Raw genomic sequence first — 25,301 nt, 5'->3', positions numbered from 1 at the left:
AATACTTTGTATTTTTGAGTTATAATTCAATTGTAAATGACTTTGTTTCCTTGTTTTTTATTTCAAATTTTGCATCCTTCCATTTTGGAGGACCAAATTTTGCCGGAGCATTATTTGAAGTTCCGTAATCTTCTGTTGGCATCATCCCCAAAAACATATTAAGCTCACCGTTATCATCTTCATCGTGAAAACAAGAAATTGCATATACCCCATCTGGAACGTCTGTAAAAACTACAGTTGCTTTTTTATTGGTGATCTTTGAAGACTCGGCTTTAAATTCTTTGTTTAAAAATTTTTCTGCAGAAGTATATAACCCTACTTGTACAGTACCTTTGTCGTTATCAAAATTTACCATTGAGACCTCAATTGTGTTCTGTGCTTTTAAAACCATTACCGAAAGTAAAAGCGTGAGTGTTGTGATTATTTTGTGCATCATTTTAAGTTTTAAGTTTCTAATATCAAATATCTTATATGAATCGTGTTTTTTAAATTTTGTTTTACTGAACTGTAAATTATAACGTCCGAATTGTAATTACAACAGTAATAGTTCCTTTTACTAAGTTCTTTGAACTACAGTTTTGCTTTACTTGTTATCATATTTTATAAGTTATCTAGTTGATTGTCTTTACCATCATCACTAATAGTCCAGAAAAAGCCTACAAAGAAAAATTGATCGGTTGCCGGTCGTAGTTCACGTCTTGCAAAATTTCCGTTAGGACTTGGGTTATTGGCATATTGATACCCGTTAATATTTTTAAATCCTAAAACATTATTAACTGAAAAGTAAAGTATCTTTTGTTGTGACAATAAATACGCCCAGTTTAAGCTTAAACTATTAAAGCTTTTAGTTTGATTTTGAAGAAAACCAGGTTGATTAGGATTGGTATAATTTCGGCCGCTACCATATTGATAACTAAATCCTATTTGGCTTTTTAAGTCGTTAACCCAGTATTTGGTTACTGCTGAGAAGTTATGTGTATTTGCAAAGTTTGGGGTTGCCGCTATTGGATAATTTTGGTATTTCCTTTCAGAATCCAGATAGGAGTAACTTAACCAATAATCTAAGTTTTTAATACTTTCATTATCTCTCCAAAAAATGTCAAACCCTTGTGCATATCCGGTTCCATTTGTTTCAAAATTGCTATCAAACGAAGCAAAATCGGTATCGTAGGTTATCAAATTATCATACTCTTTTCGGTATAGCTCTGCTCTAAAAATTCTATTGTTAGCTGTGTACTGATAATTTAAAATGTAATGAGCAGCCTTTTGTGCTTTTAAATTGTCTTCAAATTTTAAATACTCACTAAAGGGTTGCTGGTAAAAATCTCCGTAAGCTAATGAAAGTTGACTATTCTTACTCACTTTATAAGCCAGTGAAGCACGTGGTGCTACTGTAATAGCATTAAAGAGTTCACTATATTCTCCACGCAAGCCTAATTTAAGAGCCAACTTTTTTGAGAAAATAATATCGGCTTCGGTAAATGCCGCCGAAATAGCATTATTAAACCCATACTTTACATCAAATTCATCGTTTACAAACCCTTCATCAAAATCTGTTAAAAACTGTTCTACACCATAACTCATTTTAAAACGATTGCTGAAATTTTTCCGAAGTTTAAATTTCAAATGAACAGAGTTTTCTGTGCTCTCAATATCATCTTCTATAACTCCTACATTGTTTTTTGATAAAGTGTAACTGGCACCGGTCTCAAGCCTCCATTTATTTTTTAAGCGACCTTCATAACTAGCATTGCTATAAAAATTTCGGTTTTTAAGTTTGAAGTTTACTCCTTCAGAAAAATTAATATCATCTTGCGTTAATTCAAAATTGGTAGCGTCATAAGCACCGTACACTTTTAATAAACCATTTTCAAATTTGTGACGATAAACCGTTTCTCCTGCTAAGGTTTCAAAAGGTTTTTCCCAATCATTTCTATTCGGAAACAATGCATTATAAGGAGCTAAGTTTATATAACTAGCATTAACACTTAAAGAATTATTACCCCATATTTGGGTATTACCTAGACCTCCTCCCACACGCATTATGGAGATTTCAGTCTTTTCTTGTTCAGGTACATCAACTGTGTTTAAAAGCAAAACTGAAGATAATGCTTGTCCATATTCTGCAGAATATCCTCCGGTTGAAAAAGTAATTCCATCAAATAAAAACGGACTGTATCTTCCGCGAGAAGGTACGTTATTTGTACTGGGTGTATACGGCGTAAAGACACGAATTCCGTCAATAAAAATTTGAGTTTCATTAGCATCACCACCTCTCACAAACAAACGACCGTCTTCTGCAACAGTGGTAGTTCCCGGCAACGTTTGTAATGCCCCAACAAAATCACCCAAAGCGCTGGCGGTAGTAACAACATCCAGCGGTTTTAAAACTGAAACCTTGCTATTATCTCCTGCTTCAAACGTACCAGCCGAAATCACTACAGTGTCTAGAGAACTTACATCTTCTCTCAAATTAATAGTCATGTTTTGCATTTCAGAAATAGGTTTTGATATTCTAAGCGTTTCAAAAGACACAAATGATATTACTAAAGTTTGGGTTCCTGTTTCACTTGTCACAAAGCTAAAACCACCCTTTTCATTTGTGGTGGTTCCGTCATAGGTTCCTTCTAGATATACATTGGCTCCATAGATGGGAGTGCCGTTTTTTTGAAGTACAATTCCAGATAATTCGGTTTGGCTTATTGCTGAAAATGATAGCAGTAAAAAAAATACGGTTAATTGAACAGTTGCTAATATTCTATTTTTTGGTTTCATAGGTGGTGTTTTAATTCTACACTTCAAAAGTGGGCTGAATTAAGATGTTTTCAGAAAAAAAGAAACCGAAGTGTAAAATTTTGTTTCTGAATTGTAGGTTTCTGAATTTTAATGTTTCTTTAGAAAAATAGCTTCGGAAAAATAGTATCTTCGATTACACAGAAACAACTTATAACCAATGAATACTTCAGAAAAAGTAACTGCTTATATAAAAAAACAAGAAAAATGGAGTGATGAACTTACTGTTCTACGCTCTGTTTTTCAGAAAACTGAACTTAAAGAAGAAGTTAAATGGGGAACGCCTACCTATACTTTACAAGGTAAACTGGTTGCGGGATTTGCAGGTTTTAAAAATCATTATGCTATCTGGTTTCATCAAGGTGTTTTTTTAAAGAATACTGAAAATAAGCTAGTAAACGCTCAAGAAGGAGTAACAAAAGCGTTACGTCAATGGCGCTTTGAAAAAGGCGATGAGATAGAAGAAGATTTAGTTTTAAACTATATAAACGAAGCCATTGAAAACTGCAAAGCAGGAAAAGAAGTAAAACCAAAAGCAAAAAAAGGAGTTGAAATACCTTCATTGCTTAAACAAGCACTTGACGATGACCAGAATTTAAATAAAGCTTTTAAAAAATTAACTCCGGGAAAACAACGAGAATACGCAAAACACATTGATGAAGCAAAAAGAGAAGCTACTAAAGAAAGTCGTTTACAAAAAATTAAACCTATGATTTTAGCCGGTAAAGGACTTTACGATAAATATAAAAACTGTTAATGAAGATAAAACTTAGCCGATACAAAACCCGACAGCTGTGGTTTTACACAAAACGAGCCTTTTGGATTCTTATCTCTTGGGTACTTATATCAAACGTTTTATTCTTTTATGAGTTTTTTACCTTAAAAGGTGAAGGTTTATTAAGTTCAGCATTTGATTTTCACTCCGCATTTACGGCAAATTTAATAGTTGCTATAAGTGCAGGATTAATAGGAGGGGTTTTTACGGTAAACCTAATGGAACAATGGCTTAGACGACACGAGTTTTGGAAAGCTTTACTCTACATTGTTACAACCTACATTGTAGGAGCTCTATTTATAAGCACTATTGGAGCCTTATATTTTAATAGTGAAAAGCTTGGTTTACCATTTTACCATCAAGATGTACTTGTAGCTACACAACTATTTTTTGGCACTTGGTTGTTTCTTAAAAATTTTATTGTGTGGCTATTTATAGTAATTACCACGCTCATTATTTTAATGGTTAATGACAAATATGGCCCCGGAATGTTTGCAGACTATTTAATGGGGCGTTATTTTCACCCAAAACACGAGCGGCGCATTTTTATGTTTGCAGATATTAAAAATGCTACCGGTATCGCTGAAACGCTAGGCGAAGAAAAATACTTCAATTTTCTGAAAGATTTTTTTAGACACATCGCACCGGCCATTGTACAAACACGTGGTGAAGTATATCAATATGTAGGTGATGAAGTTGTAGTTTCTTGGAAAATGAAACACGGATTGCGTAGAGGTAATGCTATACAATGTTATTTTTCTATGCAACGAATTATAAGAAAAAAGTCAAGTAAATATTTAAAAAAATATGGTATTGTTCCAGAGTTTAAAGTAGGGTATCATTATGGTCCTGTAATGGTTGGTGAAATAGGTCAAATAAAAAGAGATATTGCTTTTTCTGGAGATGTGCTAAATACCACTGCCCGAATACAAGCAATATGTAACGATCTAGATGTTAAAGTACTAGCATCAAAAGAATTTGCCAATGTTGCTTATAAGTTACCAAAAGGTGTGACTAAAATTGATATGGGAAGTGAACAATTAAAAGGTAAGGCTGAAGAAATGCCCCTTGTTACCTATAAAAAAATCTAACAATGAAAATTACGTTGCTTGCCATAGGGAAAACAGACGATAAAAACCTACAAACACTTATCAATCAATACACAAAAAGGTTAAAACATTATGTGCCTTTTTCTTTTGAAGTTATACCTGATATTAAAAATGTAAAAAACCGATCTCAAGCTTTACAAAAAAAAGCAGAAGGTCAAGAAATTATTAAAAGATTACAGCCCGCAGATGCACTAATACTTCTTGATGAAAACGGAAAGCAATATAGTTCTGTAAGTTTTTCTCAATTTCTTCAGAAAAAAATGAATAGCGGACTCAAAAACTTAACTTTTGTCATTGGCGGTCCGTATGGTTTTAGTGATGAAGTTTATGAAAGAGCCAATGGTAAGCTATCACTCTCAAAAATGACATTTTCACATCAAATGGTAAGAGTGTTTTTTATAGAGCAACTGTACCGAGGATTTACAATTTTACGAAACGAACCGTACCACCACAGGTAATTTACTGAATAGATTTATTAAAAAGATTTTGAGTAGACTTATTTGAAATCAATGTTGAATCACCTAGTTCAAAAGCATTCATTAGGTTTTTTGCAACGGTTTTTCCAAGCTCTACACCCCATTGATCATAGCTATAAATATTCCAAACAACGCCTTGTACAAATAGTTTATGTTCATACAATGCTATTAAACTTCCTAAGGTTTTAGGGGTTAGTTTTTTAATAAGAATCGTGTTTGACGGGTTATTCCCTTCAAAAAACTTGTAAGCATTATCAACTTCCTTTTTATAAGTCCCGCTCAATAGTGCTTCAGATTGAGCAAAACAATTTGAAAGTAATTTAATATGGTGTTTTTTATTTCCATGTAAAGACTTAGAAAAAGCAACAAAATCAACCGGAATGCATCGAGTACCTTGGTGTATAAGCTGAAAAAATGCATGTTGAGCATTGGTGCCTGTATTGCCCCAAACAATGGTTCCTGTGGTATAATCTATGAAATCTTGATTGCGGTCTACGCTTTTTCCGTTACTTTCCATAACTGCTTGCTGCAAGTATGGAACCAACATATCCAAATATTCTGAATAGGGTATAATCGCTTCGGTTTCAATATTAAAAAAATTTGCATACCATATAGATAGCATACCCAACATAACGGGAATATTTTCTTCAAATTCTGAAGAATAAAAATGCTTATCCATTTCGTGTGCTCCTTTTAAAAGAGACTCAAAATGATCATATCCCACGGCACAGCAAGTAGAAAGTCCAACTGCACTCCAAAGTGAAAAACGACCACCAACCCAATCCCACATAGGAAAAATATTTGTTGACTTAATACCAAAATCAACAGCAGAAGTTTGATTTGCTGTTACAGCAACAAAATGTTTTTCAATGTCTTTTTCAGAAAGATTTTTCAAAAACCATTCTCTAATGGTAGTTGCATTTGTCAACGTTTCTAGTGTAGAAAAACTCTTGGAAACAATTATAAATAAGGTTGTTTCTGGATTCAAGTTCTTTATAGTTTCAAAAACGTGATCACCATCTACATTTGATATATAATGAGTTTGTAAATGATTTTTATAATACTGTAATGCTTCACTAGCCATTTTTGGACCTAGATCACTACCACCAACACCTATATTTACAATATCTGTAATAGCCTTACCTGTGCAACCTTTCCAAGATCCTGAAATAATTTCTTCAGAAAATGTTTTCATTTTTTGAAGTGTCTCTTTAACCTCCGGCTTCATTGCATCAAAATCACGAAGTGCTGTGTGTAAAACAGCTCGGTTTTCAGTTTGGTTAATTGCACTTCCAGAAAATTGAGCTTTTATGGCTTCATCAAGTTTTACTTCTTTTGCCAAATCTAGAAGTAAAGATTTGGTTTTGCTAGATATGCGATTTTTTGAATAATCTATATAAAAATCATTCCATTGCAGAGAAAAAGCTTCTGCTCTACTTTCTTCTTGTGCAAATAAATCCTGCATTTTCACCTGTTTCATTTCTGAAAAATGAGCTTTTAAAGCATTCCAAGCCTTTGTTTTTGTAGGATTTACTTTTGGAAAATTCATATTACAATTTATGATTTTTATAATAGTCTATTAACCCATCTATAGGACGTTTCACAAAATTTCCGGGTTGCAATGTATGGTTTTCTAAGCATTCAACTATAATTTCTTTTGAAAAATGGGCAATAGAACCTACAAAATGAATAGGTACTTCTTGAGCTTCATCATACAGAAGAACTTGATTTTGTATAAATAAATTTACCCCGGTTTTCATTAAGTTTTTAAAGTAAGGCTTGTCTAGCTCACAAAGAAATATAAATTCGGCAAAAGATGCTAGATACGCGTTAGGATTTGGTTTTTTATACAAATTCAATTTGATGGTATCTGGATCAAGGTTGAATTTACTTTCAAATTCTGAAGCTACTTGCCTCGGCATTTTATGATAAAAATAGTCGCGCAACAGCTGTTTTCCGAAGTAATTCCCGCTGGCATCATCCATTACCGAGTATCCCAAAGAAGGCGCTCCTGAATGTATTTTTGTTCCATCAAAATAGCAACAGTTTGAACCTGTACCCAAAATTCCAACAATACCCGGTTTTGTAGTTGAAGCATATACAGCGGCTGTGGTATCTTCACCTACAGCAACTTGCGCTTTTATAAAGAGTTCATTCAATACCTCTTTGAGTAATAATCTTGGTGTTTGTGTACCACACCCAGCTCCATAAAAATCAACAGTTTTAACATCTTTAAAAAGTGTATGTAAAGTGTCATTTTCTTGAATGCGTTTTTTCATGTCGGCTTGTGATACCACAGTGGGATTTATGCCAAGAGTGCGTGTTTTTTGAAGCAACTCCCCTTGTTGATTCAAAAGAATCCAATCGCATTTTGTTGAACCGCCATCAGCTATTAAAATCATAACTAAAGTGTTGAAACGTAAGCCGTAAGATCAACTAGCTTTGCAGAATAAGCATATTCGTTATCATACCAAGCTACCAATTTAAAAAAGGTATCATTTAATGCTATGCCTGCTGAGGCATCAAATATGGAAGTTCTTGAATCACTTACAAAATCTTGAGAAACAACTTCTTTTTCTGTATATCCTATTATTCCTTTATAATCGGTTTCTGAAGCGTTTTTAAACAATGCTTTCACTTGATCATAAGTGGCACTTTTTTGAGTTTTTACAGTTAAATCTACAACCGAAACATCTGCTGTAGGTACTCTAAACGCCATTCCGGTTAATTTACCTTCCAAAGCCGGAATTACCTTTGTCACGGCTATTGCAGCTCCTGTAGTTGTAGGAATGATATTACGCAAAGCATTTCTGCCAATGCGATAATTCTTTTTTGAAGGTTGGTCAACCGTAGACTGTGATGCTGTTGTTGCGTGTACAGTTGTCATTAAGCCCTCTACAATCCCTAATTCATCATGTATAAGTTTTGCCATTGGAGCTAAGCAATTGGTTGTACAAGAAGCGTTTGAAAGAATAGTATCTTCTGGCTTTATGTCTGCATGATTAACTCCCATTACAAACATAGGTACAGACTTTGAAGGTGCCGAAATAATCACCTTTTGAGCACCTCCCTTTAAATGGGCTTCGGCTTTATCTTTTTCTTTAAACACACCTGTGCAATCAATAACAATTGTGGCGTTCACTTGATCCCACTTTAGGTTTTCAGGATTTTTTTCAGAAGTGACGCGTATTTGTTTTCCGTTAACAACTAAGGAGTTTCCTTCTACTGAAATAGTTCCCGGGAACCTTCCGTGAACGGAATCAAACTCTAGTAAGTAAGCCAATTGGTTTATATCAACCAGGTCATTTACGGCTACTACCTCTATATCGTCTCGCTGTGAAGCAATTCTAAAAGCGAGTCTTCCTATTCTTCCAAAACCGTTAATTGCAATTTTTGTCATGTTTGTAATTTTAATTTTTTAGCTTTTATAATGAGACAATATCTGAAACTCTTACCAACTCTAGGTCTAGCTCATTACTACTCTTTATAGCTTCTGAAAAAGGAACACTTGTTATTTTGTTGTGTGCAATACCAATCATACAATCGCTTTTACCGTCTAGTAAGGCATCAACAGCGCTTACTCCTAACCTACTTGCTAAAACACGATCATAACAACTAGGTGCTCCACCTCGCTGAATATGACCTAGAACTGTAACGCGTACTTCATATTCATTAAGGTTATTTGTAATATAATCTGCAAGCTTAAAAATATTTTTTCCAATTTGATCCCCTTCAGAAACAACAATAATACTTGATGATTTTCCGGCTTTTTTACTGCGTTTAAGAGATTGAAGCAGTCGCTCTCTACCTAGGTTTTCTTCAGGAATTAATACTTCTTCAGCTCCTGCGCCAATTCCTGCGTTTAAGGCTATGCTGCCTGCATTTCTGCCCATTACTTCAACCAAAAACAATCGATTATGTGAGTTTGCTGTATCTCTTATTTTGTCAATTGCTTCAACTACTGTGTTTAAGGCAGTATCATACCCTATGGTTACATCGGTACCATAAATATCATTATCAATGGTTCCGGGAAGCCCTACAATAGGAAAGTTATGTTCTTCTGAAAAAATGGTAGCACCCGTAAAAGTACCGTCACCACCTATAACGACTAAGGCATCAATGGCGTTGTTTTGTAGGTTTTCGAAAGCTTTTTTTCTTCCTTCTTTGGTTCTAAATTCTTTAGAACGGGCTGATTTAAGAAATGTTCCGCCTTTGTTAATGATATTTTTAACCGAACGAGGTCCTAATTCTTTAAAGTCTCCTTCAATTAACCCTTCATATCCTCTAAAAATTCCTACGCAGCTAAATTTATGAAAAGTACAAGAACGAACAACCGCTCTAATAGCAGCATTCATACCGGGTGCGTCTCCACCGCTTGTAAGCACTCCAATTTTTTTGATTTTCTGATTCATTACTGTAAAGCTAAGTGAATATTGCCACTTAGACAACATCAATTTATGGGTTTTATTTACTGCTGAAACTTAAAAATACGTGTTTGCACGTATGGTTTTACGTACAAACAACGTATATCTTTGGAAGTGTATTAGTGAATATGTAACAGTATTATAATTTTTTGTGGGGATAAAAAATTAGAATCGTTACTATTTGAAAATTTACTAAGTTAGGTTTGTTATTAGCGTCCCGCCGAAAGGTCGGGACGCTTATTATTTATGGAGAATTCTCTTAGTTTGAAGTAAGCTCTTCAGAAAAGTTTTTAAGCCCCTCTTCTAGCCAGTATAAATATTCATCTGCATTAGGTGTATAACCTACCGGCTTATTTAACAGATTAAAATCTGTATCCATTAAAATATAGTATGGTTGTGAATTATTTTTAAAGTTCACCGTTTGAAACGTTGCCCATTTATCGCCTATGGTTTTAATTTTCTTTACGCCGCCACTAGGTTTTAAGAAATTAAATTTTTGATCATCCGGAAGTTCTTTTCTGTCATCTACGTAAAGAGATATAAGTACATAATCATTATTAATGGTTTCAAATATATCTTGACGACTCCAAACTTGTTCTTCCATCTTTCTGCAGTTTACACAAGCCCAACCTGTAAAATCTATCATGATAGGTTTTCCGGTTTTTCTTGCAACAGCTAAACCTTCCTCCAAGTCCTTATAAGCTTCTAAACCTAATGGAGCTTCAGTATCTTTATCATAAACACTATAGAATAATGGTGGAGGAAAACCACTTAATAGTTTTAAATTGGCATAACTACTATTTGTCAAACCAGGAATTAAGTACAACATAAAAGCCAAGGTAATTACTCCTACAAGTATATTACCCATTGGTGGTCTTTTCTTTTTTGGTCCATCGTGAGGAAAACGAATAATACCAAATAAATATAAGATCATTCCCAACGAACATAGAATCCAAATGCCAATAAAAATTTCACGTTTTAACAATCCCCAATGCTCTACAAGGTCTGCATTTGAAAGGAATTTGAAAGCCAGCCCTAATTCTATAAAACCTAATACCACTTTTACTGTATTAAGCCATCCGCCACTTTTGGGTAGAGAGTTCAACCAATTAGGAAATAAAGCAAAAAGTGCAAATGGTAAAGCAAGAGCCAAACCAAAACCTCCCATACCAAATGTAAGCTGCATAGCGCCACCATCACTTGTTAAAGAACCTCCCAAAAGAGAACCCAAGATAGGTCCTGTACAAGAAAACGACACAATAGCAAGGGTCAACGCCATAAAGAAAATACCTATAGCGCCACCAATACTAGATGCCTTGTTATCCATTTTTGAACTCCAAGAACTAGGTAATGTAATTTCATAAAATCCAAAAAATGAAAAAGCAAATACCATAAAAATGACAAAGAAAATAATGTTTAAAGTGGTATTTGTAGAAATATTATTTAGTATTTCGGGATCTAACGAGTCTAATAAATGAAAAGGAAGACTTAATAAAATATAAATAGCAAATATGAAAACACCATATAAGATTGCATTTGCTAATCCTTTCTTTTTATTTTGTGCTCCTTTGGTGAAAAATGAAACCGTCAAAGGAATCATAGGAAAAACACAAGGAGTTAATAATGCAATAAGACCACCTACAAATCCTAATAAAAATATAGTTAAATACCCCTTTTCTGAACCTTTTTCTTCTTCACTTTTATATTGATCTTTATTACCAATATCAATTGTTAAGGCGGCTGTTTTTTCTAAGTCATCTGCGGTTACCTCTGCGAGGTTTTTTTTTCCTTTTCCTGAAGCTAGATCTACCTCAAACGTTTTGGTATCTGGCGGTAAACATTTCTCATCATCACAAACTGAATAATAAATTTCGACAGTTACTTTTAATCCATCCGGATTGCTAACTTTAATAGGTTGTATAAAAGTTGCTTTATCTTCAAAAAAGATAACGTCAAGATCAAAAACCGGATCATGGATTGGGTCTATGTCTGGTTCTTGTGTTTCACCTTCAAGTGTAAAAGTTTCTGGAGAGTTATTGTATGAAAACTCGGTAGGAATAGGACCTTCAAATTCTTCACCAAATTGTTTTTGACTGTATAAATGCCAACCTTCATCTATTGTGGCTGTCATTAAAATATTATATACATCACCTTGTTCTTGTTCTACGGTAACCTGCCAAGAAACAGGATCTAAAACTTGTGCTGTAAGCGTATTACCAAAACTTATTATTGCAATTAAAAGGATGAGGAGTTTTTTCATTGTCTATTAATCTTTAACACTAATCTTAAGGATATTCTTTGTGCTTGGTGTAACTTTAAAACGATCATCTACTCGGTGACCAACAATCCAAATTATTTTTGAATCACTACACAGTAACCAAACTTGTTCTTTGGCTATCAAAGATAACTTTTCATCTTTAAAAAACTTACTAATTTTCTTTTTTCCTTTCATACCAAATGGCTGAAAGGTATCCCCTTTTTGCCACTTTCGGAGTTTTAATGGAAATTGAAGCGTATCAAAATCTACGTAAATCACACTACTGTCAATATACCCTATTTTATCGATAGGATTAAGTTCTAATTTTATAGGATGATCAATTTTTTTTGTGTTTTTCTGAATAAAAAATTGTTCTTTTTTTTCTTCCGAAGGGATTTTGGTCAATAAAAAGACATTTCTATCTTTTAAAAGTCGATGTGTTTCTGAAAAAATTTGCTTTCCGCTTTGTGCTTCAAGTAGTTCTGAAACCGCTTCCCAATCTGTAAACCCAAAGGGATGTAATAATTGGTAGAGCAGCGCTTCAGTATGAGGAAGCTCTTTTAGTTTTTGAAGATGCAATGTATAACCGTCAAAATTTTCGGTTACTGCAAGATTGTAGACCAAGGCAATATAATCTTCAATTAAGTGTTGACTGTCGTTTAAAAACTGCTGTGTTTTTTTAAAATTTTGTAAAACACCTTCAGTAGCGTTTTTAAATTCTGGAATTACATCGTGACGTAGCTTATTGCGCAAATAATCTGTTTTTGCGTTGCTGCTGTCTTCTCTCCAAGAGAGGTTGTTATAGGTTGCAAATTGAACTATCTCTTCTCTAGAAAAACTTAATAAAGGCCTCACAATAGCATTATGTATCTCGGGAATTCCTGTTAATCCTTGTAACCCCGTACCTCTACTTAGGTTGATAAAGAATGTTTCCAAATCATCGTCTGCGTGATGACCGGTGGCTATGTATTGATAATCAAAATCTTTCATTACTTCTGAAAACCATTGGTATCTTAATTGACGGGCAGCCATTTGTGTAGATAGCTTGTTATCTTTTGCAAAAGTCTTTGTATCAAAAGTTTCGGTAAACACAGGTATTGACAGTCTATCTGCCCAATCGATAACAAAGCTTTCATCTGCGTCGCTTTCTTTTCCGCGAAGTGAAAAATTACAGTGTGCCAAGCCTATGGAAATGCCTGATTTTTTAAGAAGTAAAGATAGAACGATACTATCTACTCCTCCGCTACAAGCCACAAGTACTTTTTTATCTTTTAGGAAAGCAAATTGAATGTTGAGATTTTTCTGAAATGTTTGTAACATGCTAGAAAGCGTTTGTTATAATTCCTAAAATTGTGGCGGTTCCAAAGCTAAGCATCGTACCTATTAGTACGTATTCGGTTTTTAAGGTTTCGTCATTTCTATAACGTAAAATGGACTTTGCTGCAATGAGAAAACCTACTGCTTCATATTGATTGATTACTATAAAAGTTAAGGTTAATAAGCGTTCTAAAACGCCTATAACCTTTCCTGCGTTGGGTAATTCATTATCACTTGTAACTTCAACTTCAGTAGCGCTAAAAACTTCCCTAATAAAAATATTGGCCGGTTTTAAACATAAAAGGTAGCTTATTATTAAAAACAAGCTTTTAGTACTGAGAGGTATTTCAAAGAAAGTATGTATGCCTTGATATGCTGAAAAACCCCAACTAACCAAACATAAAACCAATATGTGCAATGCTTGATCAATGAAGAACGCATACCGCCCTATCAATTTGCTTCGGCTTATGTATAATTTACAGCCATCTATTACATAATGTGTAATAGCAATGAGAATTGCTGCATAAATAAAACTCAATTGAAAAGACAATACCCATGAAGTGATAAAAACAATAAGTATATGCCAAATTAATAGCCCACTTTTGAAGCCTTTTTCAGCTTTTTGCTTAGCCATTGCAGCCCACTGAAAAAAATAATCTGCCAGAATGTGAGCCAAGAATTGAAGTAATAAAAAAGAAATAAACTCCATAAGTATTATTTTGAAAGCGTTTTGTGAAAGTATGCTACAGCAGTTTCTATTGCATTCCACCCCACACTGGTAGAGTGTCTATTTACTGCAGATTGGCCTATTGCTAATTGTTTTGCTATTTCATCCTCTTGTTTATTTAGCAGTTTTAAATACAAGACTTCGCTTTGTCTTGCTGTTGCTTTACTCAACAACGTGTCTAGTAATTCAAAAATAGGTTGAAATCTATCGTTAAGCTCTTCATTTTCTGAATTAAAAAACAGTGTGTTTTTAATCACCACACGTTCTTTATTATGTGTAGACATTCCGCTTATCGCTCTGCCCGAAAGGTATATCGCCTCCCCATCAATTATACCTTTTTCTGGCATGTACCTACTTAATGTTCCGTATCCAATGGCAAGTCTTAATCCATGTGTTTTAAATAACCTTACTCTATTTGTGCCTTTTTTATATTCTTTCAGTTCTATTGAAATGGATTTTACAAAACTTTTTATTGCCAAAGCTACTCGCAATCCATCTTCTGGTTTTGGCACTACACACTCTATATAATCGCCTTTAATAATACGGCCATAGGTGTTAAATTCAGTATGTAAACTATCCAATAGTTTGGTAAGTTCACGTTCTACTAAAGCCTTGTCTTTACTATTTAAACTAGTAGATGATACTATATCTCCCGATAAAACTGAATATTTCATTAAAAAGTTATTTCTTCAAATATACAAAATTATGTGTATATATAATCATAAATACATTTTATGTGTTTTTAATATCATAAATATAAATTATGAGCTTTTAAAATCATAAATTAGATATATGAGTACTATTATGTTTCAAGCACTGTTCGCATGGCTTTTGCTTTAAGTAGGCATTCTTCATATTCATTTTCAACGATAGATTTGGCCGTAATAGCTCCACCTACAGAAAAACTAACGTATTTATTAGCCGTATTGTATAAAATGCTACGAATAACAACATTAAAATCAAAGTCGCCATTAGGAGTAAAATAACCAACTGCTCCGCTATATAACCCACGTTTAGCATCTTCCAGTTCTTCAATTATTTTCATAGCCGAAACTTTTGGGGCTCCGGTCATACTTCCCATTGGAAAACTATTTTTTATAATTTCTACGGAAGAAACCGTATCTTTTACTTCACACCTAATGGTAGAAATCATTTGGTGCACTTGTTCAAACGTATATATTTTACAGAGTTCTTCAACTGTTACAGTACCTTTTTTGGCAATTCGGGAAAGATCGTTTCGTACCAAATCGGTAATCATTATATTTTCGCTACGTTCTTTGGGGTCATTTTCAAGTTGCTCTATCATTTGTTTATCTTCAGATACAGTAGGTAAACGCTTGGCTGTACCTTTAATGGGCTGTGAAACTACTATGTTTCCAGTTTTCTTTAAATACCGTTCTGGAGAAGCGCTTAACGCATAATGGGCATCAAATTTTAAAAAAGAAGCAAAAGGAGACTGTGAAATTTCATTTAAATGATTAAAAACAGATAAGGGGTCTATTGCTGTTTTTTCAGCAAAAAATTCTTGACAAAAATTGGCTTCATAAATATCACCACGTTCAATATGCTTGAGCATCTGTTCTACTTTATCAAAGTATGAATCTTTTGATGTACGCAGCCTAATTTTAATTTCCTTAGTGTTTGTTGTGGTTTTAAAAGGTGACATCTGTAAAATAGTTTCCCAATCACTATCAACCTCATCATCAACCATATTTAAATACTGAATTTCAACTTCACTATCAGAAAAGAAAAAAATCTTTTTGGGTTGAAAAAACTGTAAATCTGGAAAGTGTAACCCATCAAAATTTATTGACGAAAGCTTCTCTACGTCATTTTTCAAATCATATGTTAAATACCCAAATAACCAATCTTTTGTAGTTGTTTGATACTCTTCAAGCTTATCAAAAGCTTGATATGAATCTGTTTTAATTGCGGTAAAAGCATCTACTGCGAGCACAGCCTTAAAAGAGCTATAATTATCATTAAAAGCATTGCTATCTAGCCAAACAACTTCTTCAAACTGTTGTGCCCAAGAAAGAATACGAGGTTTTATTTCGTTTAAAGAAGTAATTCGTTTTTTTTGGGTAGTTCGCATAGGCAGAAGTTCCTTTCAGAAAGATTCTTATCTTATTTGGAAATCTTATAAAGACTTTTAATACTGAATTTCAAATATATTCAATTTAAAATGTTCTTACACATTGAAAAAACATCGATAATCGTATTTTTAAAGCATTTCATCGAATTAATAAATCGTTTTGACGATTTTTATAAGAATTAACCTACAAATCAATTAGTTACAATTTTATTTTTAGTAGTATTGCTATCAGATAACCCAAATCTATTACTTATGAACAAAATTACATGTACCAAATTGGTAATTTTGATTCTATGCATATCCCCCTACTTGCACGCACAAGTTGGTATAGGAACAACATCACCAAACAGTATGCTGGATATAGAAGCGTCCAGTAAAACTACACCAAATAACCAAGATGGCATTTTAATACCTCGCTTTGATGCTTTTCCTGCTACAGACCCAGGAGCTGATCAAGATGGTATGATGGCCTTTTTAACCAATGCAGTTGGCACTGATGATAAAGGGTTTTATTATTGGGATAATGATCAATCAAAATGGATTAATATTGGTGCAGAAGAATGGAAAGCAGGAACAAATGATAGCGGCGATAATTTAATCTATGCAACTCGAGCCAAGTTGTCTGGCACCGATATGGTTATTACAGATGATGGTCGCATAGGTTTTGGGACAAGTGATCCTGTAGAACGCTTTGAATTTAAAGGTCCTGGAGACAATGATTTTCAAATAACGAGTGCAAACACCAATCCTCCCAACTATATTTTATACAATACTGGAGGAACATTAGAGAGTCCAGATGTTTTGGCTGCAAATGGTGAAATTGGTTCTTTTATTGTTAAAACACACGACGGTAGTGGTATTGTTGAACCTGGTGGTTTTAGGTTTTATATGGATGGTGTAGCGAGTCCAGGAAGTTCACCATCACGATTTGTAATTAGTACTACACCTGAAGCATCAACAACTCAAAGAGAACGCATCATAGTAAGAAGCACAGGAAACGTAGGATTGACCGAACAAAATCCTACTGCTACATTACATATTAGAGCTGGTTCTGCAACAGCTGGTTCTGCACCTATAAAACTTACTACAGGTACCAATTTAACAACTCCTGAAAAAGGTGCTATAGAATATAACGGTACAGATCTCTTTTTTACACCAAATACAACCAGAAAACTATTACTTAAAGGCTTAAAAAACACTGCATCATTAGACTTTCCTTCAATACCAGCAAGAAGCACCGCAGAACTAACAGTAACTGTAACTGGAGCAACCGTAGGAAGTTCCTGCTCATGCGCTCCAAACACGGTTATAGAGACAGGATTAATGTGGAGCTGTTATATAAATGCTGCCAATACTGCAACTATTAGATTATTAAACGCTACATCATCTGCTATTGACCCTTCATTAAAAAATTGGAAAGTAACTGTGATTGAATAAAAAATTATTAATATTTAAAAAGAAGGTTGACAAATTTGTTAACCTTCTCTTTTTTTTTAACAAATAATTAGGAGTGTAGGTTAATCTTGTTTTAAAACATTATAAAGTAGTTTTTCGCTTCTTTAAATTGTGCTTAAAAACATATCCCCATGATTAAAGTTATCCCCACCTGCTTATTATTTATAACCTTTATTTTTACTCAATCATCTTTCTCACAAGTTGGTGTAAACACTACAAATCCCGATCCTTCCACCGCGCTGGATGTTAATGGAAATGTACGTGTAAGATCACTCTCTAGTGGAGCTGTATATAGTGACGCTGATGGAGATTTAACAAACTCCGGGCCTCAAATAATTCAGCAGGCGTTGTTCAAGGTAATGGTACTGCAATTAAAATTTATGGTGCCACCATTACAAGAATTAACGAAGGTGATTATCAAGTAACCTTTACAACAGCCAGACCAACAGCCAATTATGTCATTAACTTAACAACTATAGATTGCGGAGGTAATTGTAACGGCTCTACTGGAAATTATGACGACCCCGGAATTGCCTATTATCAAAGACAAACAACCGGTTTTAGGATAAATGTAGGTGACAGTGATAATGGTTCTACAGCAAAAGATGACATTGATATTGAATTTTCCTTTTCAGTAATTGATTTTTAAATAGAACCCAATAAAAAAGCCTGTTTAAGTAGTTAAACAGGCTTTTAAAAAATGATTATTCTATTAAGAATGAATTGGTCTGTTTTCTGTTGCTGCAAGTGCTGCTTCTTTTACAGCTTCTGCATATGTAGGATGCGCATGACTCATACTAGCAATATCTTCTGCGCTAGCTCTAAACTCCATAGCGGTTACACCTTCAGCGATTAAATCTGCTGCACGAGCGCCCACCATGTGAACACCTAACACCTCATCGGTTTCTTTATCGGCCAAAATTTTAATAAAGCCATCTGTGTCACCACTAGCACGACTTCTTCCTAAGGCACGCATAGGAAATTGTCCGCTTTTGTATTCAACTTTATCTTCCTTTAATTGTTCTTCAGTTTTTCCTACCGAAGCAACTTCTGGCCAAGTATATACAACACTTGGTATAAGGTTATAGTTTATGTGCGGTTTTTGACCAGCTAAAATTTCAGCAACCAAAACACCTTCTTCTTCAGCTTTGTGGGCTAACATAGCTCCACGTATTACATCACCAATAGCATAAATGTTTTTAATATTGGTTTGCAAATGGTCATTTACTTCTATTTGTCCTTTTTCGTTGACTTTTACGCCTGCATTATCAGCTTTTAAACCATCTGTATAAGGTCTTCTTCCTACCGAAACTAAGCAATAATCTCCTTTAAAAGTAACTTCCTTATCCTTTTTGTCTGTTGCTGTGATGGTTACTTCATCTTTATTACGTTCTACAGCAGAAACTTTATGAGATGTGTAAAATTTCACACCTTGCTTTTTCATTACTTTGGTTAATTCTTTACTTTGACCTTTATCCATTGTAGGGATTATACGATCCATATATTCAACCACTGAAACCTCTGCGCCTAAACGACGGTATACTTGACCAAGCTCTAGGCCAATCACACCTCCACCAATAACAATCATGTGCTTCGGAATTTCTTTAAGCGTTAATGCTTCTGTAGATGTAATGATGCGCTCTTTATCTATTTCAATAAATGGAAGCGTTGCAGGTTTACTTCCGGTAGCGATAATTGTATTTTTTGCTTCAATAGTTTTATCACCATCTTCTGAAGAAACAACAATATGTGTTTCATCTTTAAATGAACCAACGCCCGTAAGAACGTCAATTTTATTTTTATTCATCAAAAAGTCTATTCCTTTTGTAGTTTGTTCTACAACTGATGCTTTTCGATCTATCATTTTTTTGAAGTTGATTTTTACATCTCCCGGAATCTCTATTCCATGGTCTTCAAAATGTTTTATAGCTTCTTCATAATGATGTGAAGAATCTAGCAATGCTTTACTAGGAATACAGCCTACGTTAAGGCAAGTACCACCAAGGGTATTATATTTTTCAATAATTGCGGTTTTCATCCCTAATTGTGCGCAACGAATTGCTGCTACATATCCTCCGGGACCTGAACCGATAACGGCAACATCATAGGTGCTCATAAGGTGTGTTTTTGGTTTAAAAGTGCAAAGTTACAATGTAATTTAACAATGCGCAATTTTGAGCTATAAAGGATTGTTAATTTAATATTACAAATGCAGCGCAGTCGTATTTTTTACTTCAGAAATACTAAATGAACTTTGCGTACTTCCTATATGCTTAATAGTAGTAAGTTTATTAACCATAAAAGATCTAAACTGTTTTATATCCTTCACTGCAACTTTTAATAAGTAATCATAATCACCACTTACGTGAAAACATTCCAAAACCTCATCAAGACTAGTTACTTCTTTCTCAAACTTGGTTAAATAATCTTGTGCGTGCTGTACCAATTTAATGTGACAAAAAACAGTAAAACCTTTTTGTACCTTTTCCTTGTCTAATAGTGTAACATAGCTGGTAATAACTCCTTCACGCTCTAGTTTCTTTATGCGTTCATAAACCGCTGTTACAGACAAGTCTAACTGTAAAGAGAGCTGTTTATTTGTTTGTTTGGCATCGTGCTGAAGCATTTTTAACAATGCTCTATCTTTTGAATCTAAAACCATGACCGATTTTTTTTCTGAAAAATACTAAAAACCTACACAGTAATCAGAAATAATTTCTAAATAAATAAAAATAAACAATAAAAAAATCTAATTATTATCAAAACTATTGATAAAATATCTCATTACTTCTATTTTTGATATGTAACAATCAAAAAGATTTTAACCAAACAATACGCTATGTCACATTCAAAAGATTTTAATCCGGCAGATAAAATTCAAGACCTACAATATTTTGGAGAATTTGGAGGAGTTAATCCATCGATTTCAGATTCATCAACCTACACTTTTCTTTCAGCAAAAACCATGTTTGATACATTTGAAGGAAATGCAGAAGGATGTTATTTATATTCACGTCACTCTTCTCCATCAAATTTATATTTAGGCGAAGCCTTAGCCGCTATGGAAGGCACCGAAACAGCAAATGTAGCCGCAACTGGAATGGGTGCCATTGTACCCACTATTATGCAATTGTGCTATGCCGGAGACCACGTAGTATCTAGTAGAACTATTTATGGAGGTACGTATGCTTTCTTGAAAAATTTTGCACCACGCTTAGATATTCAAACTTCTTTTGTAGATATAACAAACCTCGAGGCTGTTGAAGCTTCAATCACAAACAAAACCAAAGTAATTTTCTGTGAAACAGTAAGTAATCCTCTACTAGAAGTTGCAGACATTGAAGAACTTTCAAAAATTGCCAAAAAACACGGTTTAAAGTTATTGGTAGACAATACATTTTCACCTCTTTCTGTTTCTCCTGCAAAATTTGGAGCAGATGTTGTTTTACACAGTTTAACCAAGTTTATAAACGGAAGCAGTGATACAATGGGTGGTGTTATGTGTGGCACACAAGAGTTTATTAACGAATTAAGAAATGTAAATGATGGCGCCAGTATGCTTATGGGAGCTTCTATGGATAGTTTGCGAGCTTCATCTATTTTAAAAAATTTACGGACACTGCATATAAGAGTTAAACAACATAGTAAAAATGCAATGTATCTTGCTGAAAAATTTCAAGCAGATGGCTTAAAAACAGTCTATCCCGGACTAACCACACATCCAAGTCATGAAAAATTTAAAAAAATGATGAATCATGAATATGGTTACGGCGGTATGCTGACAGTAGATGTAGGAAGTTTGGACAAAGCCAATGAGCTTATGGAATTAATGCAAGAAAGAAATCTTGGGTATTTAGCCGTTAGTTTAGGGTTTTACAAGACATTATTTAGTGCTCCCGGCACCTCAACCTCTTCTGAAATACCTGAAGAAGAACAAGCTGAAATGGGACTTACGGATGGATTAATACGTTTTTCAATAGGCTTGGACAATAATATTGAACGTACCTATAAAATGATGCGAGAATGTATGGTGAAGGTTGGAGTTTTGTAAACAACACTTCCATTTAAATAACAAAACCTCCTAATGTCTAGATTAGGAGGTTTTATTTATAAGGTAAATATTTAAAATTCTGTAATAGTCACATAAAATGTTGTGTAAGTATTACTGTATGAATTTTTAGATGCATTCAAAATTTTTAATCGTAAGGTTGAAGTGTTCTGTAACTTGGACCAAGCAATTACAAAATCATCAGACATTCCATTATCCGGTGTTACAACGATGGTAGCTTTTGTAGAAGAAGGTCTAGCATCATTAGGAATAGAAATAGTGATAATATTACTATCTCCTGCACTTATAGCTCCTAAATTAGTGCCTTTACTAAAACTCGTTACCCCTTTATGAACGTTTCCATTTGAACCTAATTTATAAGTACCATTCACATCTAGTTTTGCATCGGGTTTACTGGTTCCTACCCCTACTTTGGTTCCGTTCCAATTTGAAGCAGGAGAATTGTTTCCTAGTATTAAAGTATTAGCTTGATTAGCCACAGCACCATACCCAACAGCCATTGCATTTTGAGCAGAAGCTAATGAGTTAGTTCCTAAGGCTGAACTATTTTCGCCTTTTGCCTCACTGTTTGTGCCTATAGCCAAAGCATTATTATTTGAATTGGCATTTGCATTTACACCAATTGCTGTTGCTTGAAAACTTGAAGCTGTAGCAGAGTTCCCTAACGCCAACGTACTATTACTATTTATTGCTTTTGCATTATACCCTACTGCTGCAGATTGAAATCCAGATGCAGTTGATGAAGCTCCCAAAGCTGTTGCTTCATTTCTTGCAGAAGCATTAGCTCCTGTACCAATCGCAACAGAATTGTTTTTATTAGCAACAGCGTTATATCCTAAAGCCATACCGCCATTAGGGTGAAATAAAGCCATCTGACTATTATTTACTTTAAATTGTAATGAGCTCCAGTTTGTTGTTCCTAAAAAATCATTTGATGAGCCATTATTACCATTTAATGACCAGGCATCGTTAGAGCCACTTCCTCCACCAGAACTTTCGCCCGTATTTATATTGTCCCAAGTGCTTCCGTCCCAAACATAAAAACCTGAAGACAACGCACCATTATTAGTTGTGTTATAAACTAACAATCCTTCTGCGGGATTTAAAATAGTATTAGCATCATTTTTTCCGCTTAAAGCAATACGTGGAAAAAGAACACCTTTATTTTCAGATGAAATATCAAGAATACTTGAAGGGTCTGGATTTGTTGTATTGATTCCTATCTGTGAGGTTGCTGTAAAAGAAACTAAAATAAGTAATATAAGTAGGTAATTTGTTTTCATAATTATCAATTTGGTGCTGCAAACCAATAGCATATGAAGCTATTTTCCTACAAAAACTGGTTCTTTTCGATATAACTGAATATTTTATAGATAAAGTACCAAATTTGCTTCAGTAATTTCATTTTATACATTTCAACACAAATTATCAGTAACCAAAAGCTATTTCCTTGCATACTTTTTTACAAAATCGTAACATTACATTTCAAAAATTTAAAACCAACTGAATGGACAGCCAAAACATGGAATCTAAAGGAACTCAAGATGAACAGATTGTAGAAAATAAAGAATTGAATATTTGGGAAGCTTTAATCCCTGTTTTTGCTTTAATAGGAATGTTGGCGTACAATGTTTACGTATACGGAGACGATGCATTAAGCGGAAGTAATCAATTTATTTTATTAATGGGTGCTGCCGTAGCGGCGATAGTTGGCTATTTTAATAAGGTTGACTACAAATTCATGATTGAGGAGGTTTCCAAAAATGTAAAGTCTACAGCCGGCGCAATTCTTATATTATTAATGGTAGGTTCGTTAGCCGGGACTTGGTTGTTGAGTGGTATTATTCCTACTATGATTTATTATGGTTTACAAGTTTTAAACCCCACAATTTTTCTAGCAGCTTGTGTTATAATTTGTGCTATCATATCTGTCGCTACAGGAAGTAGTTGGACAACTTCTGCCACAGTTGGTATTGCATTAATAGGAATTGCCGAAGCCCTTGGAATTTCCTTGGGAATGACTGCAGGAGCTGTACTTTCTGGAGCATATTTTGGTGATAAGCTATCTCCCTTGAGTGACACAACCAATCTTGCTCCTGCTATGGCAGGAACCGATTTATTTACGCATATTAGATATATGACCCTTACTACAGTACCTACTATAGTTATAACTATTTTGGTATTTGTATTTATTGGTTTTACATTAGATCCTGAAGGTGTTGCAGACACACAATCAATACTCTCCTCTATAGAAGCTTCTTTTAACGTTAGTCCTTGGCTTTTCATTGTTCCTATTTTGGTTATAGGAATGATTGTTAAAAAAACGCCTCCCCTCATTGCATTATTAATTGGGACACTTTTAGGCGGAGTTTTTGCATTATTTTTTCAACCTGATATAGTTGCTTCAATTGGGGGTTCTGAAAGTTTAAATTTAACTAGCGGCTATAAAGGAGTTATGGATGCAATAACGGTTGATATTTCTATTCCCACAGATAATGAGGTGTTAAATGATTTATTTTCAGCCGGAGGAATGTATGGCATGTTAGGGACAATCTGGTTGATTATTTGCGCTATGGTTTTTGGTGGAATAATGGAAGCTATTGGAGCACTAGCAGCTATTAGTAAAGCATTACTTAACTTATTTCATACTACTTTCGGGCTATTTGCTAGTACCGTGTTTACGTGTTTAGGATTAAATTTTACAGCGAGCGATCAATACTTGGCTATAGTAGTTCCAGGAAAAATGTATGCACAAGCTTATAAAGACAAAGGATTGGCTCCTGAAAACTTATCTAGAACCCTTGAAGATAGCGGTACTGTAACGTCGGTTTTAATTCCGTGGAATACTTGTGGAGCTTATCACAGTGGTGTGCTTGGTGTGCCGGTTATTGATTATCTTTTCTACGCTATTTTTAACTGGCTTAGTCCTTTTATGACTCTATTATTTGCTGCTTTCCGTATAAAAATTAAAACGCTTTCTGAGCCAAAAGCAGCTTAAAATAAGAGCTTACAGTTTTTTATTGTTTTGTCTTATGGACAAGCATAAACACTATTTATTTTATTTATACTGAAATAAAATTTTACATTTTCATTTGCATTTTTAAACAGTTCTTTCTCCTATTTTTGCAGTGAAATAGAATACTAACTTATAAACAATAAATAATATGTCATTAGTAGGAAAACAATTTCCAAATATCACAGTAGATGCAATGGACGAGATGGGCGACACCCTTCAAATTAACGTTCTAGAAGAAGCAAAAAAGAATAATAAAAAAGTATTATTATTCTGGTACCCAAAAGATTTTACGTATGTGTGCCCTACTGAAATTCACAAGTTTCAAGAATCACTAAAGCAGTTTGAAGATAAAAATACAATGGTAATTGGTGCTTCTTGTGATACACCAGAAGTTCACTTTGCGTGGTTAAACACTCCTAGAGACAATGGTGGTATAGAAGGTGTTACTTACCCATTATTGGCAGATACCAATAGAAACCTTTCAAACGCATTAGGCATTCTTGATATTGAAGGTGAATCTTATGATGAAGAACAAGATTTAGTAACCTTAAAAGGATCAAACGTAACGTATCGTGCAACATACCTTATTGATGAAGAAGGTAAAATTTTCCACGAAAGTGTAAATGATATGCCATTAGGTCGTAATGTAAACGAATATTTAAGACTGGTAGACGCTTACACACACGTTCAGGAAAAAGGCGAAGTTTGCCCAGCAAACTGGGAAGAAGGTAAAGAAGGAATGATCGCTACACGTGACGGCGTTGCTACCTATTTACAAAATTAAACAC

Annotated in this window: 22 protein-coding genes; 8 read left to right on the top strand and 14 right to left on the bottom strand. The window is 34.2% G+C overall.

The window, feature by feature from the left end; genetic code table 11:
• Positions 1 to 19: 19 nt before the first annotated feature.
• The gene (locus INR76_RS10135; protein ID WP_223107821.1) at positions 20 to 436 is read right to left on the bottom strand and encodes a DUF2141 domain-containing protein; all 417 of its coding nucleotides are present in this window, start codon (positions 434 to 436) and stop codon (positions 20 to 22) included.
• 164 nt (positions 437 to 600) lie between these two features.
• Complete coding sequence (locus INR76_RS10130; protein ID WP_223107819.1) at positions 601 to 2,775, bottom strand: TonB-dependent receptor; 2,175 nt, start codon at positions 2,773 to 2,775, stop codon at positions 601 to 603.
• Between the two features lie 178 nt (positions 2,776 to 2,953).
• Between INR76_RS10130 and INR76_RS10125 the strand changes: the two genes are divergently transcribed.
• The 3 genes from INR76_RS10125 to rlmH are packed head-to-tail and all read left to right on the top strand — an operon-like array spanning position 2,954 to position 5,135.
• The gene (locus INR76_RS10125; protein ID WP_223107817.1) at positions 2,954 to 3,550 is read left to right on the top strand and encodes a YdeI family protein; all 597 of its coding nucleotides are present in this window, start codon (positions 2,954 to 2,956) and stop codon (positions 3,548 to 3,550) included.
• Positions 3,550 to 4,659, top strand: a complete 1,110-nt coding sequence (locus INR76_RS10120; protein WP_223107815.1) for an adenylate/guanylate cyclase domain-containing protein — start codon at positions 3,550 to 3,552, stop codon at positions 4,657 to 4,659. Before INR76_RS10125 ends, INR76_RS10120 begins: the two co-directional genes overlap by 1 nt.
• A gap of 2 nt (positions 4,660 to 4,661) precedes the next feature.
• Entirely contained in the window at positions 4,662 to 5,135 is a 474-nt protein-coding gene (gene rlmH / locus INR76_RS10115; RefSeq protein WP_223107813.1) for a 23S rRNA (pseudouridine(1915)-N(3))-methyltransferase RlmH, read from the top strand.
• Position 5,136: 1 nt separating this feature from the next.
• Here the strand turns inward: rlmH and pgi are convergent, their stop codons facing one another.
• The 9 genes from pgi to pabB all read right to left on the bottom strand — a co-directional run bounded on the left by pgi (position 5,137) and on the right by pabB (position 15,973).
• Positions 5,137 to 6,702 (bottom strand): glucose-6-phosphate isomerase, encoded by a 1,566-nt coding sequence (pgi, locus tag INR76_RS10110; protein WP_223107811.1) that lies wholly within the window; start codon positions 6,700 to 6,702, stop codon positions 5,137 to 5,139.
• Position 6,703: 1 nt separating this feature from the next.
• Positions 6,704 to 7,555: an N-acetylglucosamine kinase gene (locus INR76_RS10105; protein WP_223107810.1), complete on the bottom strand. Its 852-nt coding sequence runs from the start codon at positions 7,553 to 7,555 to the stop codon at positions 6,704 to 6,706.
• Positions 7,556 to 7,557: 2 nt separating this feature from the next.
• On the bottom strand, positions 7,558 to 8,553 hold the full coding sequence (gene gap / locus INR76_RS10100) for a type I glyceraldehyde-3-phosphate dehydrogenase (protein ID WP_223107809.1): 996 nt from the start codon (positions 8,551 to 8,553) through the stop codon (positions 7,558 to 7,560).
• 25 nt (positions 8,554 to 8,578) lie between these two features.
• Positions 8,579 to 9,565 (bottom strand): 6-phosphofructokinase, encoded by a 987-nt coding sequence (gene pfkA / locus INR76_RS10095; protein ID WP_223107807.1) that lies wholly within the window; start codon positions 9,563 to 9,565, stop codon positions 8,579 to 8,581.
• Positions 9,566 to 9,836: 271 nt separating this feature from the next.
• On the bottom strand, positions 9,837 to 11,837 hold the full coding sequence (locus INR76_RS10090) for a protein-disulfide reductase DsbD (RefSeq protein ID WP_223107806.1): 2,001 nt from the start codon (positions 11,835 to 11,837) through the stop codon (positions 9,837 to 9,839).
• A gap of 6 nt (positions 11,838 to 11,843) precedes the next feature.
• Positions 11,844 to 13,154, bottom strand: a complete 1,311-nt coding sequence (gene tilS, locus INR76_RS10085; RefSeq protein WP_223107804.1) for a tRNA lysidine(34) synthetase TilS — start codon at positions 13,152 to 13,154, stop codon at positions 11,844 to 11,846.
• Position 13,155: 1 nt separating this feature from the next.
• Complete coding sequence (locus INR76_RS10080; RefSeq protein ID WP_223107802.1) at positions 13,156 to 13,860, bottom strand: DUF3307 domain-containing protein; 705 nt, start codon at positions 13,858 to 13,860, stop codon at positions 13,156 to 13,158.
• A gap of 5 nt (positions 13,861 to 13,865) precedes the next feature.
• On the bottom strand, positions 13,866 to 14,552 hold the full coding sequence (locus INR76_RS10075) for a fumarate hydratase (protein ID WP_223107801.1): 687 nt from the start codon (positions 14,550 to 14,552) through the stop codon (positions 13,866 to 13,868).
• Positions 14,553 to 14,680: 128 nt separating this feature from the next.
• Positions 14,681 to 15,973, bottom strand: coding sequence for an aminodeoxychorismate synthase component I (pabB, locus tag INR76_RS10070; protein ID WP_223107799.1), 1,293 nt, complete (start codon positions 15,971 to 15,973; stop codon positions 14,681 to 14,683).
• A gap of 252 nt (positions 15,974 to 16,225) precedes the next feature.
• Here pabB and INR76_RS10065 point away from each other — a divergent pair, with 252 nt between their 5' ends.
• Together INR76_RS10065 and INR76_RS10060 are read left to right on the top strand one after the other, a co-directional pair.
• Positions 16,226 to 17,410 carry a hypothetical protein gene (locus INR76_RS10065; RefSeq protein ID WP_223107798.1) on the top strand — a complete coding sequence of 395 codons (1,185 nt, stop codon included), beginning with the start codon at positions 16,226 to 16,228 and terminating at the stop codon, positions 17,408 to 17,410.
• A gap of 149 nt (positions 17,411 to 17,559) precedes the next feature.
• Positions 17,560 to 17,853, top strand: a complete 294-nt coding sequence (locus tag INR76_RS10060) for a hypothetical protein (RefSeq protein WP_223107796.1) — start codon at positions 17,560 to 17,562, stop codon at positions 17,851 to 17,853.
• A 287-nt stretch (positions 17,854 to 18,140) separates the two neighbouring features.
• Here INR76_RS10060 and lpdA read toward each other — a convergent pair whose 3' ends face one another.
• Together lpdA and INR76_RS10050 are read right to left on the bottom strand one after the other, a co-directional pair.
• The gene (lpdA, locus tag INR76_RS10055; protein WP_223107795.1) at positions 18,141 to 19,544 is read right to left on the bottom strand and encodes a dihydrolipoyl dehydrogenase; all 1,404 of its coding nucleotides are present in this window, start codon (positions 19,542 to 19,544) and stop codon (positions 18,141 to 18,143) included.
• A gap of 87 nt (positions 19,545 to 19,631) precedes the next feature.
• Entirely contained in the window at positions 19,632 to 20,090 is a 459-nt protein-coding gene (locus INR76_RS10050) for an Lrp/AsnC family transcriptional regulator (protein ID WP_223107794.1), read from the bottom strand.
• Between the two features lie 177 nt (positions 20,091 to 20,267).
• On the opposite strand from INR76_RS10050, the gene INR76_RS10045 reads away from it, so the two are divergent.
• Positions 20,268 to 21,479, top strand: a complete 1,212-nt coding sequence (locus INR76_RS10045) for an aminotransferase class I/II-fold pyridoxal phosphate-dependent enzyme (protein WP_223107792.1) — start codon at positions 20,268 to 20,270, stop codon at positions 21,477 to 21,479.
• A gap of 71 nt (positions 21,480 to 21,550) precedes the next feature.
• On the opposite strand, the gene INR76_RS10040 is transcribed toward INR76_RS10045, so the two are convergent.
• Entirely contained in the window at positions 21,551 to 22,780 is a 1,230-nt protein-coding gene (locus INR76_RS10040; protein WP_223107791.1) for a hypothetical protein, read from the bottom strand.
• Between the two features lie 224 nt (positions 22,781 to 23,004).
• On the opposite strand from INR76_RS10040, the gene nhaC reads away from it, so the two are divergent.
• The gene (nhaC, locus tag INR76_RS10035) at positions 23,005 to 24,495 is read left to right on the top strand and encodes a Na+/H+ antiporter NhaC (RefSeq protein ID WP_223107790.1); all 1,491 of its coding nucleotides are present in this window, start codon (positions 23,005 to 23,007) and stop codon (positions 24,493 to 24,495) included.
• 166 nt (positions 24,496 to 24,661) lie between these two features.
• Complete coding sequence (locus tag INR76_RS10030) at positions 24,662 to 25,297, top strand: peroxiredoxin (RefSeq protein WP_223107789.1); 636 nt, start codon at positions 24,662 to 24,664, stop codon at positions 25,295 to 25,297.
• Positions 25,298 to 25,301: the final 4 nt, after the last annotated feature.

Source organism: Marixanthomonas sp. SCSIO 43207 (assembly GCF_019904255.1).
In the GTDB taxonomy this organism is placed as follows: domain Bacteria; phylum Bacteroidota; class Bacteroidia; order Flavobacteriales; family Flavobacteriaceae; genus Marixanthomonas.
Note: the sequence above shows the minus strand (reverse complement) of the source record. Positions and strands in the feature narration are given on the sequence as shown.

What these genes read in the sequence shown, in the direction of transcription:
- tilS (WP_223107804.1), bottom strand. Translation starts at nt 13,154, where the DNA reads ATGTTACAAACATTTCAGAAAAATCTCAACATTCAATTTGCTTTCCTA.
- INR76_RS10065 (WP_223107798.1), top strand. Translation starts at nt 16,226, where the DNA reads ATGAACAAAATTACATGTACCAAATTGGTAATTTTGATTCTATGCATA.
- pfkA (WP_223107807.1), bottom strand. Translation starts at nt 9,565, where the DNA reads ATGAATCAGAAAATCAAAAAAATTGGAGTGCTTACAAGCGGTGGAGAC.
- gap (WP_223107809.1), bottom strand. Translation starts at nt 8,553, where the DNA reads ATGACAAAAATTGCAATTAACGGTTTTGGAAGAATAGGAAGACTCGCT.
- pabB (WP_223107799.1), bottom strand. Translation starts at nt 15,973, where the DNA reads ATGCGAACTACCCAAAAAAAACGAATTACTTCTTTAAACGAAATAAAA.
- INR76_RS10060 (WP_223107796.1), top strand. Translation starts at nt 17,560, where the DNA reads ATGATTAAAGTTATCCCCACCTGCTTATTATTTATAACCTTTATTTTT.
- INR76_RS10090 (WP_223107806.1), bottom strand. Translation starts at nt 11,837, where the DNA reads ATGAAAAAACTCCTCATCCTTTTAATTGCAATAATAAGTTTTGGTAAT.
- rlmH (WP_223107813.1), top strand. Translation starts at nt 4,662, where the DNA reads ATGAAAATTACGTTGCTTGCCATAGGGAAAACAGACGATAAAAACCTA.
- lpdA (WP_223107795.1), bottom strand. Translation starts at nt 19,544, where the DNA reads ATGAGCACCTATGATGTTGCCGTTATCGGTTCAGGTCCCGGAGGATAT.
- INR76_RS10125 (WP_223107817.1), top strand. Translation starts at nt 2,954, where the DNA reads ATGAATACTTCAGAAAAAGTAACTGCTTATATAAAAAAACAAGAAAAA.
- INR76_RS10135 (WP_223107821.1), bottom strand. Translation starts at nt 436, where the DNA reads ATGATGCACAAAATAATCACAACACTCACGCTTTTACTTTCGGTAATG.
- nhaC (WP_223107790.1), top strand. Translation starts at nt 23,005, where the DNA reads ATGGACAGCCAAAACATGGAATCTAAAGGAACTCAAGATGAACAGATT.
- INR76_RS10130 (WP_223107819.1), bottom strand. Translation starts at nt 2,775, where the DNA reads ATGAAACCAAAAAATAGAATATTAGCAACTGTTCAATTAACCGTATTT.
- INR76_RS10040 (WP_223107791.1), bottom strand. Translation starts at nt 22,780, where the DNA reads ATGAAAACAAATTACCTACTTATATTACTTATTTTAGTTTCTTTTACA.
- INR76_RS10030 (WP_223107789.1), top strand. Translation starts at nt 24,662, where the DNA reads ATGTCATTAGTAGGAAAACAATTTCCAAATATCACAGTAGATGCAATG.
- INR76_RS10050 (WP_223107794.1), bottom strand. Translation starts at nt 20,090, where the DNA reads ATGGTTTTAGATTCAAAAGATAGAGCATTGTTAAAAATGCTTCAGCAC.
- INR76_RS10080 (WP_223107802.1), bottom strand. Translation starts at nt 13,860, where the DNA reads ATGGAGTTTATTTCTTTTTTATTACTTCAATTCTTGGCTCACATTCTG.
- INR76_RS10075 (WP_223107801.1), bottom strand. Translation starts at nt 14,552, where the DNA reads ATGAAATATTCAGTTTTATCGGGAGATATAGTATCATCTACTAGTTTA.
- INR76_RS10105 (WP_223107810.1), bottom strand. Translation starts at nt 7,555, where the DNA reads ATGATTTTAATAGCTGATGGCGGTTCAACAAAATGCGATTGGATTCTT.
- INR76_RS10120 (WP_223107815.1), top strand. Translation starts at nt 3,550, where the DNA reads ATGAAGATAAAACTTAGCCGATACAAAACCCGACAGCTGTGGTTTTAC.
- pgi (WP_223107811.1), bottom strand. Translation starts at nt 6,702, where the DNA reads ATGAATTTTCCAAAAGTAAATCCTACAAAAACAAAGGCTTGGAATGCT.
- INR76_RS10045 (WP_223107792.1), top strand. Translation starts at nt 20,268, where the DNA reads ATGTCACATTCAAAAGATTTTAATCCGGCAGATAAAATTCAAGACCTA.